The organism is Leeuwenhoekiella sp. H156, from assembly GCF_052218455.1.
GTDB classification, from domain to species: Bacteria; Bacteroidota; Bacteroidia; order Flavobacteriales; family Flavobacteriaceae; genus Leeuwenhoekiella; species Leeuwenhoekiella parthenopeia.
This window is the reverse complement of record NZ_CP197499.1, coordinates 3,865,783-3,883,047: the sequence shown is the minus strand read 5'-3', so window position 1 is coordinate 3,883,047 and position 17,265 is coordinate 3,865,783. Positions and strand designations below refer to the sequence as shown.

At 43.0% G+C, this 17,265-nt stretch carries 20 protein-coding genes; 13 read left to right on the top strand and 7 right to left on the bottom strand.

The window, feature by feature from the left end:
* The first annotated feature begins 43 nt into the window (after positions 1–43).
* Positions 44–679 carry a Crp/Fnr family transcriptional regulator gene (locus ACSSS3_RS16450; RefSeq protein WP_442845539.1) on the top strand — a complete coding sequence of 212 codons (636 nt, stop codon included), beginning with the start codon at positions 44–46 and terminating at the stop codon, positions 677–679.
* Here the strand turns inward: ACSSS3_RS16450 and ACSSS3_RS16445 are convergent.
* Both ACSSS3_RS16445 and ACSSS3_RS16440 read right to left on the bottom strand, forming a co-directional pair.
* Positions 676–1,989 carry an anthranilate synthase component I family protein gene (locus ACSSS3_RS16445; protein WP_442845538.1) on the bottom strand — a complete coding sequence of 438 codons (1,314 nt, stop codon included), beginning with the start codon at positions 1,987–1,989 and terminating at the stop codon, positions 676–678. The genes ACSSS3_RS16450 and ACSSS3_RS16445 overlap by 4 nt on opposite strands.
* A gap of 112 nt (positions 1,990–2,101) precedes the next feature.
* Complete coding sequence (locus ACSSS3_RS16440; RefSeq protein WP_228229694.1) at positions 2,102–2,287, bottom strand: CsbD family protein; 186 nt, start codon at positions 2,285–2,287, stop codon at positions 2,102–2,104.
* A 116-nt stretch (positions 2,288–2,403) separates the two neighbouring features.
* Between ACSSS3_RS16440 and ACSSS3_RS16435 the strand changes: the two genes are divergently transcribed.
* On the top strand, positions 2,404–2,949 hold the full coding sequence (locus ACSSS3_RS16435) for a SixA phosphatase family protein (protein WP_442845537.1): 546 nt from the start codon (positions 2,404–2,406) through the stop codon (positions 2,947–2,949).
* Here ACSSS3_RS16435 and ACSSS3_RS16430 read toward each other — a convergent pair.
* Positions 2,946–3,686 (bottom strand): DUF6503 family protein, encoded by a 741-nt coding sequence (locus tag ACSSS3_RS16430; RefSeq protein WP_442845536.1) that lies wholly within the window; start codon positions 3,684–3,686, stop codon positions 2,946–2,948. The two genes, ACSSS3_RS16435 and ACSSS3_RS16430, sit on opposite strands and share 4 nt — an antisense overlap.
* Positions 3,687–3,983: 297 nt before the next feature.
* Between ACSSS3_RS16430 and smpB the strand changes: the two genes are divergently transcribed.
* The 4 genes from smpB (at position 3,984) to ACSSS3_RS16410 (ending at position 9,077) form a co-directional block, all read left to right on the top strand.
* A complete protein-coding gene (gene smpB, locus ACSSS3_RS16425) occupies positions 3,984–4,448 on the top strand; it encodes an SsrA-binding protein SmpB (RefSeq protein WP_228229691.1) in 465 nt (154 codons plus the stop codon).
* A gap of 83 nt (positions 4,449–4,531) precedes the next feature.
* Complete coding sequence (locus tag ACSSS3_RS16420; protein ID WP_442845535.1) at positions 4,532–7,000, top strand: DUF5686 and carboxypeptidase regulatory-like domain-containing protein; 2,469 nt, start codon at positions 4,532–4,534, stop codon at positions 6,998–7,000.
* Positions 7,001–7,080: 80 nt separating this feature from the next.
* The gene (locus ACSSS3_RS16415) at positions 7,081–7,590 is read left to right on the top strand and encodes a DinB family protein (RefSeq protein ID WP_442845534.1); all 510 of its coding nucleotides are present in this window, start codon (positions 7,081–7,083) and stop codon (positions 7,588–7,590) included.
* 62 nt (positions 7,591–7,652) lie between these two features.
* Positions 7,653–9,077, top strand: a complete 1,425-nt coding sequence (locus tag ACSSS3_RS16410; protein ID WP_442845533.1) for an aldehyde dehydrogenase — start codon at positions 7,653–7,655, stop codon at positions 9,075–9,077.
* Here the strand turns inward: ACSSS3_RS16410 and ACSSS3_RS16405 are convergent.
* The 4 genes from ACSSS3_RS16405 to ACSSS3_RS16390 form a co-directional block, all read right to left on the bottom strand.
* On the bottom strand, positions 9,074–9,721 hold the full coding sequence (locus ACSSS3_RS16405; protein WP_442845532.1) for a response regulator: 648 nt from the start codon (positions 9,719–9,721) through the stop codon (positions 9,074–9,076). The genes ACSSS3_RS16410 and ACSSS3_RS16405 overlap by 4 nt on opposite strands.
* A gap of 71 nt (positions 9,722–9,792) precedes the next feature.
* Entirely contained in the window at positions 9,793–10,587 is a 795-nt protein-coding gene (locus ACSSS3_RS16400) for a sensor histidine kinase (protein WP_228229686.1), read from the bottom strand.
* A gap of 42 nt (positions 10,588–10,629) precedes the next feature.
* The gene (locus tag ACSSS3_RS16395; protein ID WP_442845531.1) at positions 10,630–11,280 is read right to left on the bottom strand and encodes a hypothetical protein; all 651 of its coding nucleotides are present in this window, start codon (positions 11,278–11,280) and stop codon (positions 10,630–10,632) included.
* Positions 11,281–11,323: 43 nt separating this feature from the next.
* Complete coding sequence (locus ACSSS3_RS16390) at positions 11,324–11,845, bottom strand: hypothetical protein (protein WP_442845530.1); 522 nt, start codon at positions 11,843–11,845, stop codon at positions 11,324–11,326.
* Between the two features lie 182 nt (positions 11,846–12,027).
* On the opposite strand from ACSSS3_RS16390, the gene ACSSS3_RS16385 reads away from it, so the two are divergent.
* Genes ACSSS3_RS16385 through ACSSS3_RS16355 form a run of 7 tightly spaced genes read left to right on the top strand, consistent with a single transcriptional unit; the run spans position 12,028 to position 17,252 of the window.
* Positions 12,028–12,660: a DUF4255 domain-containing protein gene (locus ACSSS3_RS16385; protein ID WP_442845529.1), complete on the top strand. Its 633-nt coding sequence runs from the start codon at positions 12,028–12,030 to the stop codon at positions 12,658–12,660.
* Entirely contained in the window at positions 12,660–13,511 is an 852-nt protein-coding gene (locus tag ACSSS3_RS16380; protein ID WP_442845528.1) for a hypothetical protein, read from the top strand. Before ACSSS3_RS16385 ends, ACSSS3_RS16380 begins: the two co-directional genes overlap by 1 nt.
* Before the next feature lie 11 nt (positions 13,512–13,522).
* The gene (locus ACSSS3_RS16375) at positions 13,523–15,490 is read left to right on the top strand and encodes a phage tail sheath C-terminal domain-containing protein (RefSeq protein WP_442845527.1); all 1,968 of its coding nucleotides are present in this window, start codon (positions 13,523–13,525) and stop codon (positions 15,488–15,490) included.
* Positions 15,491–15,531: 41 nt separating this feature from the next.
* The gene (locus tag ACSSS3_RS16370; protein WP_228229680.1) at positions 15,532–15,969 is read left to right on the top strand and encodes a phage tail protein; all 438 of its coding nucleotides are present in this window, start codon (positions 15,532–15,534) and stop codon (positions 15,967–15,969) included.
* Positions 15,969–16,400, top strand: a complete 432-nt coding sequence (locus ACSSS3_RS16365; RefSeq protein ID WP_442845526.1) for a phage tail protein — start codon at positions 15,969–15,971, stop codon at positions 16,398–16,400. The genes ACSSS3_RS16370 and ACSSS3_RS16365 overlap by 1 nt, the downstream gene beginning before the upstream one ends.
* A gap of 3 nt (positions 16,401–16,403) precedes the next feature.
* Positions 16,404–16,565 carry a DUF5908 family protein gene (locus ACSSS3_RS16360; protein ID WP_442845525.1) on the top strand — a complete coding sequence of 54 codons (162 nt, stop codon included), beginning with the start codon at positions 16,404–16,406 and terminating at the stop codon, positions 16,563–16,565.
* Positions 16,566–17,252 (top strand): CIS tube protein, encoded by a 687-nt coding sequence (locus tag ACSSS3_RS16355; RefSeq protein ID WP_442845524.1) that lies wholly within the window; start codon positions 16,566–16,568, stop codon positions 17,250–17,252.
* Positions 17,253–17,265 lie beyond the last annotated feature (13 nt).

Sequence of the window (17,265 nt, the reverse complement as noted above, 5' to 3'; positions counted from 1 at the left end):
AAAATTCAGCATATATCAACACATTCACCTTATTTTTACCCTTATGGAAGAATTGCTACAACTGCATTACGGACACATTTTTGAGCCCGAATTACTGAAAGAAATCAATGAAGCCGGAAGCTTGCGCGAGGTAAAAGAAGGCGATAAACTGATGGATATAGGTCAGTATATTACCGCGATGCCGCTGCTCATTTCCGGGGCGATCAAAATATTACGCGAAGATTCCGATGGTGACGAACTCCTGCTTTATTTTCTGGAAAAAGGCGATACCTGCGCTCTCACGCTTTCCTTTAACCGTGGGCAGCGCAAAAGTGAGATTCGTGCCATTGCAGAGCTGGATACCGTTTTGATTATGGTTCCCATCCAAAAAATGGAGGAATGGAGTTCTAAATATAAAACCTGGCGCAATTTTATATTTGATAGCTATCAAAACCGCCTGAAAGAAATGCTCGACACCCTTGACAGCATCGCTTTTATGCGAATGGATGAACGCCTGTTGCGCTATCTGCGCGATAAGCAAAAACTCACGCAGAGTGACGAACTCAACAGCACCCATCAGGATATTGCGTACGAACTGCATACGTCGCGCGTGGTGATTTCCAGATTACTCAAAAAACTGGAATTGGAAGGGCGCATCAACATACAGCGCAATAAAATACAGTTGCTTAATCTGGATTAGGATTCCAGTGTTTTACACATAGCCTTGGCCTTAATGAGGCATTCTTCGTACTCATTTTCGGGAACGGCCCGGGCCGTTATGGCACTTCCCACCGTAAACGACAGGTATTTTTGTTCTGCATTGTAAAGAATACTGCGTATCACCACGTTGAAATCAAAATCATCCTCAGGTGTAAAATAACCTATTGAACCGCTGTACAAACCGCGCTTTCGGTTTTCAAGTCTTTCTATAATTTGCATTGCCGAAATCTTGGGAGCTCCGGTCATACTGCCCATTGGGAAGGTATGTTTCAAGCACAAAACGGGATCTGTACCCGATGGAATCTCAGCGCTAACGGTGGTAATCATTTGATGCACCTGCTCAAAGGTGTAAATCCGGCACAATTCTTCTACCTGGACACTGCCTTTGCTGGCAACCCGTGAAAGATCATTACGCACCAAATCGGTAATCATAATATTCTCAGAGCGCTCTTTAGGATCGTTTTCCAGAGTCTGCTTAAGTCTAAAGTCTTCTTCAGGAGTCCGGCCCCGTCTGGAAGTACCTTTTATTGGCTGGCTAATAAGCGTAGTTCCTGCCTTTTGTAAGTAGCGTTCAGGAGAAGAACACAGGGCATACTGCTCCCCCAGCCTGAAATAAGCCGCAAAGGGTGCCCGGGACATCGCATTTAGCTTCAGGAAACTTTTGATGGGATTGATTTGGGCTTCCGCGTAAAATTCCTGGCAAAAATTAGCCTCGTAAATCGTGCCGCGTTTAATCTCTTCCAGCATTTGCGAAACCTGAGCACAGTAGGCATCTTTATTGAAACGCACTTTAATTTTAGGTGTTTCTAAAGCTTCGGTCTGTAAATCCTGGAAATCTGCGGAAAAAATGGTCTCGTAGTCAGTATCTATTTCGTGCGCCACTTCCGGTAAATACAAAAACTGAAGCCCTTCCGCTTTAAGTTTCACAAGTTTTAAAGGTTGAAAGAAATAGAGATCGGGAAAATAAAGTGCATCAGGATTATCAGACTGAAGCATTTCGACTTCATTTTTTAAGTCATAAGTCAAAAATCCCAGAATCCAATCCTGAGTTTGCAAGCGGTACTCTGAAAGTTGTTGAAATGCGTTTGAAGCCGTGCAGCTTAAATCGGTTTTAACCCCTACTCCCAGAAGCAATTCAAACCTGCCGTAGCGGCTTTTGTGCGCATTTGAAGTAAGTAAACAGCTTACGGAATCCTGCGATGCCCAGTGAAGCAGACGCTCCGGGAGATCATCATTTTGGGGAACCGAAAAAGTTTTAACCGCGCGCATAATGCTGCGAAAATACAGCATCAAAACCAATAAAAACGAATGAGATCGGCTGCAATTTAGTCATAAAAAGCCTGCACGAAAAAGGGCTGCCTTAACAGACAGCCCAATCACCAATTATAATAAGAGGATTAACCTATTGTTTGTCAATCCATTCTTTGATTTGCTCTTTGGTTTTTCCGGTTTTTTCCTGAAGTTTTCCAAGCATTTGTTCAAATTTACCTTCGGCGTGTGTGGTATCGTCGTCAGTGACATCACCATACTCCTCTTTAAATTTTCCTTTTACCTGTTTCCACTTTCCTTCTAATTGATCACTATTCATAGCTTTAAGTTTATTGATTAGTACTAGAATAAAATTACCCTGAATAATGAAGTATTTGCGCCAACAAAAAGCTAATCTTTGCGGGACAAGCGTTAATTTTACTTAAAACAAGAACTATGCGATCGTCGACAACTCTACTCATCTTATTCCTGGCAGCCCTTTTAAGCTGTAAAGATACCTCTCCAAAAACGGCAAAGGCTGAGATCCCGGTAACGGAAGCGACCTATTATCTTATACGCCACGCAGATAAGGAGCGAGGTCCTGATGCCGGTACAGATCCTGATCTTACTGCCAAAGGACTGGCGCGTGCCGAGTTCTGGGCGCAGACTTTGAAAGATATTGATTTTGACGCGGTGTACAGTACCGATTTTGTGCGAACCCGTAAAACGGCAATACCGGTAGCCGAGGCTAATGATTTAGCATTAACTATCTATGACGCGCAAAATCTTTATGATGACAAATTTAAGCAGGAAACTGCAGGAAAAACGGTTTTGATTGTGGGCCACAGCAACACCACTCCGGCTTTTGTAAACAGTATTTTGGGCGAAGACCAATATGGTGAAATTGACGACAGTTTATTTGGCAATCTCTATATCGTAAAAATCAAGAATGGTGCGGCACAAGCCGAATTGCAGGACTACAACGACTGGTCTTTTGATTAATTGACCTGCACATCTTCCAGTATGATGCGCGAAAGCTCTTTAAGTTTTCCGGCCTGAAAAAGGCTGTCTAAATCTTCTAAAGGAGGGAATGTGGTTTCGGGCTCGTAATTGATGTAATCTACAAAGCGAACGCCGTTTACAATCCGTGGGTTTATAGCTTCCCGAAAACGGGTTCCGCCTTCATTCACATGATAATTGTACGCCAGATAATCAACCTCAAAATTTTCGGTATTAAACCAGTACATATACTCGTCTTCAAAATCTTCTCCGCCACCGTTTTCGGCAAAACTTACGTGCACCTCATAATAGGTCTTTCCATTTATGGTATCTACCCCTATTTTTTTAGCCTGAACCGCTTCGGCATCTAAACCATAAGGCAATACTGAAAAATAGTGCACAGAGTTGACGCTTCCCGAAAGCCCTGCCACAAGACTATCTGCCAGCTTAACCTGTTTCTCGTTAATAAAACGCTTAAAATCTGAGTTGGTAAGCTGATCTAGCGTGTCTTTGCAGGCAGCATCTGTACAACGCTCCAGTTCGTAAAGACCATTATCCCGTCTGGCACGGTAAAATCGATCCCGAAAGCGAAAAGAAACTGTTGCCGTATCCAGGATTTTTCCTCCCGCCTTTTCAATAGCATTATCAATAATTACTGATGCCGAAAGGTCTTCGGCAGGTTTCTGCTCTTTACAGGCGCTGATGCTGATTATCAAAAGAATGAGAAAAATAGGTTTCATCAATTTCAAATAGTGTTAACCTCAAATAATCTGTGTTGTAATTATTTTGATGGCAATTAATTTGTTAATGCTCATTATGAGCTTTCATAAACACACGTTAAACCCGCAACTCAAGTGCTGCAGAGGGTTTAGATTTAGGTCTTTTAAACCAAAAATTTCAACACCACAAAAGTAAAGGATTTTAAAGCAACGACCTCAGACCTTGTTAAAATCGTATTTTTGTGTGTATTTTAGGCTGCATCACGGGATATATACTCAGAAAAGCAGTTTAGAAGCCTGTATTATCAATTTGCAAAGATGAAACAAACGAATACCATAAATATAAAAAACAAAAAGGCCCGCTTTGAATATGAGATTCTCGATAAATACACCGCGGGAATCAAACTGGCAGGAACCGAAATTAAATCGATACGCGAGGGGAAAGCTTCAATTGCAGAAAGCTTTTGCGAGTTTGAAGGCAATGAATTGTTTGTAATCAATATGACCATTCAGGAGTATTCACACGCCACTTACTTTAATCACAATCCCAAACAAAGCCGGAAGCTTTTGCTCAACCGTCGCGAGTTGAATAAATTGCTGAAAGAAGTACGCACCAGTGGTCTAACCATTGTGCCGCTTCGGCTTTTTATTAACGACCGCGGTCTGGCCAAAATGCAGATTGCCCTGGCAAAAGGTAAGAAGCTTTACGATAAGCGCGAGGCTATTAAAGAACGGGATAGTAAGAAGAGACTGGGGCAAATTAAAAAGGCATTTAATAATTAATTGCAACCCATACCTGAGGCAGACGTCTTTAAATTAGAGATTTAACTTAATTACACCTTCCTAAGGGTGCCTAACAGGTATTTATGATTCAAAAACTACTTTTCTTCGCGCTGCTGCTTTTCAGTTTTACGCTGCAGGCTCAGGTTACCGGTCTGGTTACCGATGCAGACAACAACAGCCTGCCTTACGTAAATGTGTACGTCAAAGACGCCACTCTGGGCACCACGACAAATGCTTCGGGAACCTACCAGTTGCAACTTGACAAACCGGGAACCTATACGCTGGTTTTTCAGTTCTTAGGTTTTACCAAACAGGAAATTGAAATTAAGCCGCAACGCTTTCCCTATGTGCTCGATGTGACTTTAAAGCCTGAAACTACGTCACTTGATGAAGTGGTTGTAGACGCTCAGTCTAATCCTGCAGATCGTATTATACGGGCTGTAATTGCCAAAAAACCTCAAATTCTTGAAAAGAAAAACGCCTATACCGCAGATTTTTATTCCCGCGGAATCTGGCGCGTAGAAAATGCCCCTGAAAAATTCTTCGGGCAGGACATAGGCGATTTGGGTGGCGGGCTCGATTCTACCCGAAGCGGTATTGTCTATTTGAGCGAAACCCTTTCTAAAATCGCTGTGCGAAAGCCGGACGATTTTAAAGAAACTATCACAGCCAGTAAAGTAAGTGGGGATGATAACGGTTTCAGTTTTAACAGCGCTCAGGAAGCCGAATTTTCATTCTACGACAATACCCTTGAAATCAATACCGAACTGGTCTCACCTCTGGCCGACAATGCCTTTAATTACTACACCTATAAACTGGAAGGTGCCTTTCGCGAAGGCGCCAAACTCATCAATAAAATTAGCGTCAGCCCAAAACGGGAAAACGACCGCATTTTTAGAGGAACGCTTTACATCGTAGAAGACGACTGGCAGCTTTATGGTGTTGACCTTACTACCAATGGAGCAGCGATTCAGGTTCCATTTATTGAATCCTTGGGATTTAAACACAGTTTTAAGTACGATGCCAATCTCGAATTGTGGGTTAAAATTTCCCAGAATATCGACTTCAGTTTTAAAATGTTGGGCTTTGGCGGTAACGGAAGATTTACCGCAGTGTACAGCAATTACGATTTAAATCCGAATTTTGAACGGGGCACCTTTACGCGTGAAGTCCTGAGTTTTAAACCCGAAGCCAATAAGAAAGATTCGGTTTTCTGGCAACTGGCACGCCCGGTGCCGCTTACGCTTGAGGAGCGCAACGACTACACCTTTAAAGACAGCTTGCAGGAAAAGCGCAACTCAAAACCGTATAAAGATTCCGTAGACCGCGTAAGAAACCGTTTTAGTCTTGCCGATCCTATTTTGGGTTACAGTTATCAAAATTCGTTTAAGAGATGGAGGCTGAGTTATGATAGCCCCATTAAGACGATCAATTTTAATACGGTTCAGGGCTTTAACGCCTTTGCGGGCCTGTCTTACAACAGCTGGACCGAAGATTATAAGCAGGCCTTTAGTGTATCTGCACAAGCCAATTACGGTCTGGATGATGACCGTTTGCGGCTTACGGGGCGTATTGCCAAACGCTTCAACAGAACCAGCAGAAGTGTGCTGTCACTTACAGGAGGTATCAAAGCGCAGCAATTTAATGCCGAAGAACCCATCACCAGACTGGGTAACTCCTTCTCTACCCTCATCTGGAAGCGTAATCACATAAAACTCTATGATCTGGAGTTTGTGCGTCTGGCCTATAGCGAAGAATTGGTAAATGGATTGCAATTGAGCGCCCAACTGGGTTATGAGCAGCGCTGTCCGCTGTTTAACACCACAGATCAGACCTTTTTTGACTGGGATTTTGGGTACACTTCAAACAATCCGCTGGCACCTGATGATTTCAACACTGCGGCTTTTAGCAAACACAGTCTGGCGAAGTTAAATCTGCAGGCGGTGATTCATTTTGACCAAAAATATATGAGTTATCCTGATGGTAAGTTCAATCTGGATGAGTCTAAATACCCTACTTTAATCGTGGGTGCTGAGCAGGCATTTGCAGGTAGCGACAAGCAGTACAATTTCACCGAAATAAAAGCCGAACTACGCCAGGAACTCAGTCTGGGAAACAAAGGGATACTGGGATATGCCTTTAGCGGCGGCACCTTTTTTAATGCAGATGGAATCCCTTTTATAGATTATCAGCATTTTAATGGCAACCGCACTTATCTCAATTTCAGGGATACGCGTCTTACCGGTTTTAACAATATGCCCTATTACGAATACAGCACCAGGAACAGCTTTTTTGAAGCACACGTAGAACACAACTTTAAAGGTTTTATCCTGGGTAAGATTCCGGGAATACGCGCGTTAAATCTTAATCTAATTGGAGGGGTGCACACGCTTTCCACTTTAGAAAATAAGCCCTATACCGAATTCAATCTGGGCTTAGACAATCTGGGTTTTGGCAAATTCAAGTTTTTCAGGCTTGATTATGTGCATTCTTTTTTTGAAGGCGGAAGTGAGCAGGCGGTTGTTTTGGGCTTTAAACTTTCAACGAATTAATTCGAAAAGCCCATAAAGGGCATTACATCACGAAAAGCATTCAAAAATTGATGATTGGTATAAACTAAAATCTTATTTAGATGAAAAAGAACCGGCAACCTGAAGTCTGGCTGCGTGGGCCTGTCCCAGACATACCCCAACTTCTGCAACCAGCAGCGCATGCTTTATTGCAGACTTGTGAAGAATTACCGGTGTGGCTTGAAGACTTTGATGAGCAACACTTGTGGTCAAAACCCGCTGGAAGAGCCAGCGTGGGTTTTCATCTGCAACACCTCACCGGAGTTTTAGACCGAATGATGACCTATGCCAAAGGGGAATCCCTCACTGAAGCCCAGTTTGAGTATTTAAGAAACGAAGGAACTGAGCAAGAAAATAGCAGTGTTGACATATTGATTGCGGCTTTTGAGCACAAAGTAACCGAAGCTCTGGCTTATTTTAAAACGCTTAACACTGCGATTCTACTTGAGGAACGAAAAGTTGGCCGAAAAGCTTTACCTTCAACAACATTAGGACTTTTATTTCATGCTGCTGAACACAGCCAGAGACATCTGGGGCAAGTTTTAGTTACGGCCAGCCTATTTAAAAAGTAAGATTAAAACCAAAGCTTCCGTTTGAACGTATATGAAAGACCCTAAATTCTTAAAATAACAATTTGACCACAAGTTTTCAAAATTCCCCAAACGATCTACAGGCCATTTCTGCGAGACAAAGGCTCTTTTTCAATAAAGGATTAACCCGTGATGTTCATTACCGCATTCAGCATTTAAAACGCTTAAAAGATGTGCTGCTGCGTTATGAAGAAGAAATTTGTGATGCGTTACACCGGGACTTTAGAAAACCCGCTTATGAAACCGAACTCAGTGAATTCCTGATCGTTCTGCTGGAATTAAAAAGCCTGATTAAAAACTGTAAAAGCTGGGCAAAACCCCGATATGTTTTGCCAAGTCTGGTGAATTTTCCTTCGCTTTCAAAAATTTATAAGGAGCCTTTTGGTAATGTACTCATCATTGCTCCCTGGAATTATCCGTTTCAGCTGGTAATGGCGCCACTAATGTCGGCAATCGCTGCTGGTAATACGGCTGTAGTAAAACCCAGTGAACTCACGCCGAATACGGCTTCCGTTTTAGAAAAAATAATAACCGAAGTTTTTGAACCCGGCTATGTTGACGTCGTGCAGGGAGATGCCGGGGTTGCTAAAGCTTTGCTCAACCTGAAATGGGATTATCTGTTTTTTACCGGAAGCTCTCGCGTAGGTAAGATCGTGTATGAGGCGGCAGCAAAGCATCTTACGCCCGTCACATTGGAGTTGGGTGGTAAAAACCCATGTATCGTAGACGAGACTGCGCCTCTCGAACTCAGTGCTAAACGCATTGTTTGGGGCAAAATCGTAAATGCAGGGCAAACCTGTATCGCTCCAGATTATCTGTTGGTTTCTGAAAACAGCAAAGATCAACTTCTCGCTGCGCTAAAAACAGAACTGCAAAGAGCTCTTGGTCCAGCTCCCAAAGAATCACCGGACTATGCCCGAATCATTAATCAATCAAACTTTGAACGTCTCAAGAGCTTGATTGAGGATCAGCAGGTGGTATATGGCGGAGATGCCGATGCTTCAGAAAACTACCTGGCTCCCACCATTCTCGATATGGGAGTACTTGATCCAAAGATTCCGCTAAGTGAATTGCCAGAAGTTTTACAACAAGAGATCTTCGGTCCCATTTTACCTGTTTTAAGCTATAAAACCCATCAGGATATACAGGACTGGATCGAGAAATACGATAAACCACTGGCAGTATACCTGTTTTCAAAGAATAAAGCTTTAAAAAACAAGGTATTAAACGAACTTTCATTTGGCGGTGGGGTAATTAATGATGTCGTATCGCAATTTTTAAATCCCAGGCTTCCCTTTGGAGGTGTAGGAAACAGTGGTCTGGGTGCTTATCATGGACGACACTCATTTGATACCTTTTCACACCAAAAATCTATGGTTTACAAAGCCACCTGGCTCGATTTGAACATCAGGTATGCCCCCTATTCCAAAAAGTTGAAATTCTTAAAACGGTTTAAAAAATACTTCTAGGTCTCTACGATTTTATGCTTCAGGGCATAAAGTACCAGACCAATACGGCTGCGCACTTCGAGTTTTTTAAATAAGGTATCGCGGTAATTATCTATCGTCTTTGGGCTCAGGCACATTTCGCTGGCGATTTCCTTATAGGTTTTATCTGAGCAGGCCAGCTCCATAAACTCCAGTTCCCGTTCAGAAAAAGATGCGATACCATCCTCATCATCCTTTTTAGAAAAACCGCTAAGCAAAGCTGAAGTGACATTGTCTGTATAAAAATGTCCTTTGACCACCACTTCCTTTAATGCGCTGTGCAGCGTATCGGGATGTATGTCTTTAAGCAAATAGCCTTTGCTGCCTGCCTTAAGCATTTGAATGATGGTTTCCTCATCATCATCCATAGACAGGGCGATGGTTTTAATATGAGGTTTATGATTGTTGAGCCAGTTGATGGTTTCGAAGCCATTCATAACTGGCATATTGATATCCAGGAGGATGATATCAGGGTCACGAGGATTGGTGCTTAACTTGTTGATCATATCATTCCCATTGCGGGCCATAAAGGCGACATCAAAACCTTCAAAACTGTTTATAAGGCCTTGAAGGGATTGCGCAAATAAAACGTGATCATCAACAACACCTACTAGGTGGTTAGTCATCGTTTGTATTTTGTTAGTTGTTGGTTGCTGGAACATCAAATATAGTCATAATTCACGTTCAAAATACGATTCTATTTTCTCAAATAATTGATTATAAGCGAGGTGCCTTTGCTTTTTTGTGATGTAAGATTGAAGTCTGCATTTATGAGAGCTGCTCTGCTTCGCATATTTATAAGCCCGGAACTTGAGGCAACCTGCTCGATGTTAAAGCCGATGCCGTCATCCTTTGCTGCGATATACAAACGGTCTATGCTAAACTGAAAAAGCACCTGTAAATGTGCTGCTTTTGCGTGTTTGATTACATTGGTCAAAAATTCCTGAATGATGCGAAACAAAATTAAAGCGTCATTTTGAGGAGGTTTCCAGTTGTCACCTTCAACGATTAGGGAGGTTTTAAGAATACCCAGTTTGTCTAGTCTGTTTAACTCGTAACGCACGCTTTCGGCCAAACCTACCTGCGTGATTACCTCGTTATTTAGATTGCGGGAAACAGCGCGAATCTCCATAAGGCACCTGCCTACCAGGCCGCGTATATCTTCGAGGGTACGCTCGCGTTCTTCCTCGTTTTTTTTATGCAGCATATTCAGTTCCAGATTAGCCACAGAAAGCAGCTGGCCTATGTTGTCGTGTAATTCCCAGCTCACATTTTTCAGCGTAGCTTCCTGAATCTCAAGCTGTGTACGGGTAAGCTCTTCCTGATACCGCATTTCGGCTTTATTGCGTTCTGTGATGAAAAGAATTTTTCGCTTTTGAAAAATGGAAAATAAAACAATGACCAGTATCAACAGCAGGAGCAGTACCAGTGAGCATACTACAACCAGCAATTCCATAGTAGGCAATACATCCTGTTCTGTATAGAGGTTCATAGCGGGGAAGGATTATAGTTGGGGTGCATTGGTCAGGTGATTTCAAGATTTATGCTCCATACGATTCCGGTTGGCTTGTATAAAAGCTATCGAGAAGCAACAATACTGTATACAATTAATCAGGAACAAGGTTACGTTAAGTATGATTGGGTTTTCGCGGTTGATAAAACTCAGGGTCAGGTAAAAAGGTAAATAGGTTACGCAATAGACCAGAATACCAAAGGAAATCCAGAAATAAGGAGATTGGGTGATGTGTAAAACGACTTCGCGCGTGAGCATTTCCATAAAATAAAAGCCTACCGCCACGATTAAAAATAAGACGCCAAGCGTAAAGGACAGGGTTACATCTTCACCCGTAAAATTGTCCAGATAAAAACTCTCAAACGACCAAAACACGAGATAGAAGAAAAAAAATACCTTGAGCAGCTTTTTGCGTAGCTCTGATTCTAAAAGCGAATGATACCAGGCGATAAAAAAACAAAAATGCAGCAACACATAAACGTTATACAGCGCATAATTTGGAACTCCAAATACAGGATAGGATATACCCTTTAAAAATTCATTGATTACCACATAAATAAGAAAGTAAAAAACATACTTTAACTGATAGTTTTTAAACTCCCTGTATTTAACAACCCCAATTATGACCGCAATCAACTCAAGGTATTGTGAATAAGAGCCTAATTCTTTCATCAATTGATAGAGATAAAAATTACGGGGGTTTTGTGTGATATAATTAATAACCTGTACTGGGAGGTGTACGGCTATGCCCCATATTTAGCGGATCTATTTCTAAATCTGTTTTTTCCTCCTGAGAAAAAGGAAACAACATAAAACCAGCCTGTTGAATGGTTGAGTTTCCGGTGGGTACAATAAACATAGTTGCAAACCCGGCCATTTTTTTGTCGCTATGAGATTTAGGGTAAGCCCCGGTATAAATACGTAAGCCGCTTAGCTCATAACCCTGGGCTAAAGCTTCAGCACGCGCATAGGCTATATAGTCTTCCAGATCATCAATAGACCACCAGCAGGACCGGTTATCCTCTACCCCTAATTTTTCAGCCAGGGCAGGTTGTCTGGTTTCTTTAAAAGTTCGATCTAAAAGTTTGGCTTGTTTAATAGGTATAACACCATTTGGCCGTCTTAGGGCTACAGAATTCATTTCTAAATCAGAATCTGTGTCTGGTTCCACACACGCCTGGCTAATACCAAAAAGTATTGCGGCAATAACAAAAATATTCCTCTTAAAAAGTCCCATAAACTAAATCTTAAAATTGGCTGTTCTAAAGTACCCTTTTAAACATCAGGCTGTACCTCAATTTCCCTAAATAGGGGGAAATACCCCCTGATTTAAAGGAATTTACACTTTTAAAAAAAGGGAAATCAGATATTGAATTTCAGGTATTTCCATCCTGCGGGCTTTAGCATTCCTAAATACATTTGAAAAGACAAAAAATCTTATTCTCCACAAATATGCTTTACGAAGCTTTAGAAATAGTTCGGGAACAACTATCTGAATATTTAAACGATACAGGTCTGGGCAGCAATACGGTCATACTCGATTCTATTGCTCATTTTGTAGACAACCCGAATAAGGATAATGAAGCTTTAGATAATAAGGTGATTGTGTCGTTGGTGAGTCTTCAGGAAGAAACCAGCCTCAAAAACCAGCGCAATATGAAATTCCGGGACGGGAACCCCGTTTACCTTAACAATCCCGTAAATGTACACGCTTACATTCTGTTTACTTGCAACCGCAGCGATTATGCTTTTTCGCTTCGATCCCTTTCTGCGCTCATCGCATTTTTTCAGGGGAAGCGTATTTTCAACCATAAAAACACGGTGTTTTCACGCAATACACAGGTTATGCGTGAAGTGAAGGAATTCTACTTTACGCTGGATCTCTACACCCCCACTTTTGAAGAACTCAACTACATCTGGAGTATGCACGGTGGCAAGGCCTACCCGGCAGCACTCTACAAGCTCAATTTACTCAGTCTTGAACGCGACCATCTGTTAGATCAGGGTGCTCCGCTTTCTCAGGTGAGCACACAATACAAAAACATCAACTAATGGCTGTACCGTATACCTATCGAATTCTGGCAGAAGTGCTCGTATATCACCGCTATTTTCTGGATGACGGCAACACCCCTTTTGATCAAAACCCCGCACTTAAACAACAGCAACTCCGTGATTATTACTGGACCGCATTTGCTTCGGTAAAACCAACTGCGCAAACGAATGCTCATTTGCGTAATCACAGACTTTTTTTAAAGCAAACACCACACGGTTTCAATATTGCAGTTCAGGCGTTGGCCCAAAACCCCAATGCTACGGTCTTTAAACCGGTTATTGATTTAGACGAAAACCTTCAGCTTGATTTTGTCATTAACGTGCACGATGCACTTTTTGCCAACTATTCAAATCTCGATGCGGTAACCCATTACCCCTTACTTTTTAGAAATTACAACGACCTGATTGAACCGGCACTGCCACTCATCAACACGGCCTCGGGTACTACCGAAGCCGCACAGTACGGGATAAGCACAGGTACTCAAAAGTCTTTAATTGAAAATAATCCGGACGATCAGCTCCTGCGAGCTAAAGCACTGGTTTCTCTAAAAATGCGTGGAGAAGGTAACGGTCGCAATCTCATTTTGGCCAGTGGAAACCTGCCACAGGAACACCCGGTATTCAGCATTCGTTTTGACAACCGCAATACAATCTGGAATTACTATTCCGGCAAAAATCAAAATTTAATTCACTCTACAGATCCCAACACCAAACCTTTGGTAAAAAATGGCGTTGTCGAAGTCAGCCAGGGAAATACCGATTATCCTGCGGCATCACCCAATACCGTGGTATGGGAGCGAGATTCGGTGGGCACACTTATAAAAACCTATTCTAAAATCTATATTAACTAAATACTCTAATTATGGCATCTGCATACAAAACACCGGGAGTCTATGTCGAAGAGATTTCCATCTTCCCTCCTTCTGTTGCTCAGGTTGAGACTGCTATTCCTGCTTTTATAGGCTATACAAATATGGCCAAAGATACAAATGGGAAAGAGCTTGAATTTAAACCTGCCAAAATCACGTCTATGCTTGATTTTGTCTCTTATTTTGGCGGTTCGCCCAAAATACTGGTCACTTCGGTTACCCTCAACAACCTCAACCAGGTTACCGATATCCAACTGGAGGACAATTACTACCTCTATGAAGCCATGCGGCTGTTCTATGCAAATGGGGGCGGAAAATGTTATGTAGTGAGTGTGGGCAAATCAGACGGAGCAAACATTACCCTCACGGCGCTTAAAAAAGGCCTTGATGCCATTGCCAAAGTAGATGAGCCTACCTTACTCGTGGCTCCAGATGCCTGTCTTTTAAATCAGAGTGACATGAACAGCCTGTATCAGGCTATGCTGGCCCAGTGCGGAAAATTGGGCGATCGCTTTGCGATTTTAGATCTTAAAAATGACGGAACCAAAACTCTGGATGAGGAAATTCAGGATTTCAGAAACGGTATCGGCATGAACAACCTGAAATACGGTGCAGCTTACACACCCTGGCTTAAAGCAAATCTTCCTCGGGAGGTGAGCTATGCAAGCCTTAAAGACAAAATAAAGCGAAACGGAGTTCCGGTAGGTCTTGCCGATCTTATTGACGACGCCGCAGCCAAAGCCCTTGCAAATCAATTAGACCAACTTGTGGCTGACCAGGCTGTTGTAGATGCTCAACTCACCGCGCTTGCAGCTGGTACCAACTCGGCAGACGCCCGTTTTGAAAATTTGGTCACCACACTAAGACAGGATACCACCAAAGCCAAATTTCAGGATTTACTGGATTTTTACATCGAAGGCATTGACTTTGTTCGCGATACCCTCGAAATTGGAACCAGCAATTTTGCCCTGACGCATACCACTGCTACCCCACCCAATCAGGCTTTGCTCACACACCTTAAAGCCCAGCTGGATGCCAATGTAAACAGCGGTTCAATAAGTACGGTTATCGCAGCGATACAGCAAATGAAAGCCGACTTTGAAGATGAATTCTCAACCACCTTGACACTTAATGCATCTGTTACCGGTTTGGATTATGCTACAGGAACCGCAAACGCAACTTATTTTAGCGGTGCGACCAATCAGGGAGCGGGAATCACCAATCACTTCCCGGCGATCATAGGGCTGTATTCCGAAATTAAATCGGCTGTAGATTACATCAAAACCACAGTTACAAGCTATGTAAGCATATATGAAAATTCAGTCGTAGAGAGCATTCCTGCACTTAAAACAATCAAAAATGCTATTGCCGGTGAATACCTCACCCTTCCGCCCAGCGCAGCAATGGCAGGTGTTTATTCCCGTATTGACGAAAACCGCGGAGTCTGGAAAGCGCCCGCCAACACAAGCCTTAGCAGCGTTGTAGGTGTCACCGAACTCATTGATCACGACCAGCAAAAAGACATCAATGTAGACGTGGTTGCAGGCAAGAGTATCAATGCAATCCGCCCGTTTACCGGGAAAGGCATTATGGTCTGGGGAGCCCGCACCTTGGCCGGAAACGATAACGAATGGCGGTATATCTCGGTTCGCCGCTTTTTCAATATGGTCGAAGAATCGGTTAAAAAGGCTACAGAACAATTTGTTTTTGAAGCCAACGATGCCAACACCTGGGTAAAAGTGCGTGCGATGATCGAAAACTTCCTAAATCTGCAATGGCGTGCCGGGGCTTTGGCAGGGGCCAAACCTGATGACGCCTTCTTTGTGCGTGTAGGTCTGGGCGAAACCATGACCGCCGAAGATATACTCAACGGAATTATGAATATCGAGATCGGAATGGCCGTAGTGCGACCCGCAGAATTCATAATCCTGAAGTTCTCGCACAAAATGCAGGAATCTTAGACTTTGCAAGCTTTAAAAATCAATAACCAAAAACACATAAAATGGCAGCTACATATCCATTAGTAAAATTTCATTTCCTGGTAGACTGGGGAGGTACAAACGTGGGCTTTACCGAAGTTTCAGGGCTTGATATTGAAACCGAACTCATCGAATACCGTCACGGTGCAAGCCCCGAGTACAGCAAAATTAAGATGCCGGGAATGCAGAAATACAGTAACATCACGCTTAAACGCGGTACTTTTTTAGCCGATAACGAGTATTACAACTGGTGGAATACCGTAAAACTCAACACCATTGAACGACGCGATATCACCATAAGCCTACTCAACGAAGAACACGCACCCGTGGTGGTCTGGAAAGTCAAAAACGCATTCCCCATTAAGGTTCAGTCTACAGACCTAAAAGGCGATGCCAATGAGGTCGCCATTGAGTCGATGGAAATTGCGCATGAAGGCCTCACCATTCAAAACGGAAGCTAATGGCAACCTACTATCCGCCGGTTGGTTTTCACTTCAAGGTAGAATTTGGAGTCACACAGGACAGTGAGTTTGAGTTTCAGTCTGTGAGCGGCCTTTCGGTAGATATCGAGACCGAAGAGTTTGCCGAAGGTGGTGAAAACCGCTTTAAACACAAGCTGCCGGTACGTACCAAATTTCCCAATCTGGTTCTCAAAAGGGGTTTGGTCACAAACTCTAATTTGATCGCCTGGTGCCGGGATGCCATTGAAGATTTTCAGTTTAAACCCACCGGGGTAATGGTCAAGCTACTCAATGAAAAACACCAGCCTTTAAAGACCTGGAACGTGGTACACGCCTACCCCGTAAAATGGAGCGTGAGCGACTTTAATGCCGAAGAAAACAGCCTGGTGATTGAGACTATAGAGCTCGCCTATAATTACTTTAAAAGTTAAACCATGCCTATAGAAATCAAAGAACTGCATATCAAAATCAATGTAAGCGATGATGCGCAGTCCACGGCTTCAGTCTCTCGTTCACCCGAAGCTAAGAAAGAGGCGATTATACAGGCGTGCCTGGAGCAGGTGATGCAGATTGATAAACGTAAAAACGAACGCTAAATGACAACCGGAGCACACGATAAGCTTAAGATTACGGCATTTAAAGATCCCGAGTTTACAGACAAGGTGGGCGACGGCCAGTTTACCTCCTTGCTCAACCCGGAAAAGTATGTGCTCAATTATCAAATCGAGTACAAAGAAGAACAGGCCTCGGGCAGTAGTGCCACCGCTCCTGTTTTTGACAAAATCACACCTAAAGAGCTGGACCTGGAATTTCTCTTTGACCGCACCGGGATTATTGCTCACGACGATCAGGGTTCTGAAAATGGGATTATAGACGACATCAAACTCTTTAAAAAAGTGGTGTTTGACTATGCCGGTGAAGAGCACAAACCCTACTATCTCGAGCTACGCTGGGGCAACCTCATCTTTAAATGTGTAATGCTCAATATGAGCATCGAGTTTAAACTCTTCAGCCCTGATGGTACACCGCTTCGGGCCGTGATTAAAGCCAAATTTAAAGAGACCGTTGACGAAGAGTTACGCCTGGCTCAGGAAAACAGCAGTTCGCCAGACCTTACCCATATGCGCACTGTTGCAGATGGCGATACGCTTCCGCTGATGACCTATCGCATCTATGGGGACAGCAAATATTATTTACAGGTCGCACGCGTAAACGGGATAACCAACTTTAGAAAACTAACAACCGGACAGCAGTTATTTTTTCCGCCTTTGGCGAAAGCATAACACTTCCGCAAAG

Coding starts and splice junctions, on each gene's coding strand:
- ACSSS3_RS16440 (WP_228229694.1), bottom strand. CDS start 2,287: ATGAATAGTGATCAATTAGAAGGAAAGTGGAAACAGGTAAAAGGAAAA.
- ACSSS3_RS16360 (WP_442845525.1), top strand. CDS start 16,404: ATGCCTATAGAAATCAAAGAACTGCATATCAAAATCAATGTAAGCGAT.
- ACSSS3_RS16445 (WP_442845538.1), bottom strand. CDS start 1,989: ATGCTGTATTTTCGCAGCATTATGCGCGCGGTTAAAACTTTTTCGGTT.
- ACSSS3_RS16395 (WP_442845531.1), bottom strand. CDS start 11,280: ATGAAAGAATTAGGCTCTTATTCACAATACCTTGAGTTGATTGCGGTC.
- ACSSS3_RS16390 (WP_442845530.1), bottom strand. CDS start 11,845: ATGGGACTTTTTAAGAGGAATATTTTTGTTATTGCCGCAATACTTTTT.
- ACSSS3_RS16380 (WP_442845528.1), top strand. CDS start 12,660: ATGGCTGTACCGTATACCTATCGAATTCTGGCAGAAGTGCTCGTATAT.
- ACSSS3_RS16405 (WP_442845532.1), bottom strand. CDS start 9,721: ATGACTAACCACCTAGTAGGTGTTGTTGATGATCACGTTTTATTTGCG.
- ACSSS3_RS16355 (WP_442845524.1), top strand. CDS start 16,566: ATGACAACCGGAGCACACGATAAGCTTAAGATTACGGCATTTAAAGAT.
- ACSSS3_RS16450 (WP_442845539.1), top strand. CDS start 44: ATGGAAGAATTGCTACAACTGCATTACGGACACATTTTTGAGCCCGAA.
- ACSSS3_RS16420 (WP_442845535.1), top strand. CDS start 4,532: ATGATTCAAAAACTACTTTTCTTCGCGCTGCTGCTTTTCAGTTTTACG.
- ACSSS3_RS16400 (WP_228229686.1), bottom strand. CDS start 10,587: ATGAACCTCTATACAGAACAGGATGTATTGCCTACTATGGAATTGCTG.
- smpB (WP_228229691.1), top strand. CDS start 3,984: ATGAAACAAACGAATACCATAAATATAAAAAACAAAAAGGCCCGCTTT.
- ACSSS3_RS16430 (WP_442845536.1), bottom strand. CDS start 3,686: ATGAAACCTATTTTTCTCATTCTTTTGATAATCAGCATCAGCGCCTGT.
- ACSSS3_RS16365 (WP_442845526.1), top strand. CDS start 15,969: ATGGCAACCTACTATCCGCCGGTTGGTTTTCACTTCAAGGTAGAATTT.
- ACSSS3_RS16435 (WP_442845537.1), top strand. CDS start 2,404: ATGCGATCGTCGACAACTCTACTCATCTTATTCCTGGCAGCCCTTTTA.
- ACSSS3_RS16375 (WP_442845527.1), top strand. CDS start 13,523: ATGGCATCTGCATACAAAACACCGGGAGTCTATGTCGAAGAGATTTCC.
- ACSSS3_RS16415 (WP_442845534.1), top strand. CDS start 7,081: ATGAAAAAGAACCGGCAACCTGAAGTCTGGCTGCGTGGGCCTGTCCCA.
- ACSSS3_RS16370 (WP_228229680.1), top strand. CDS start 15,532: ATGGCAGCTACATATCCATTAGTAAAATTTCATTTCCTGGTAGACTGG.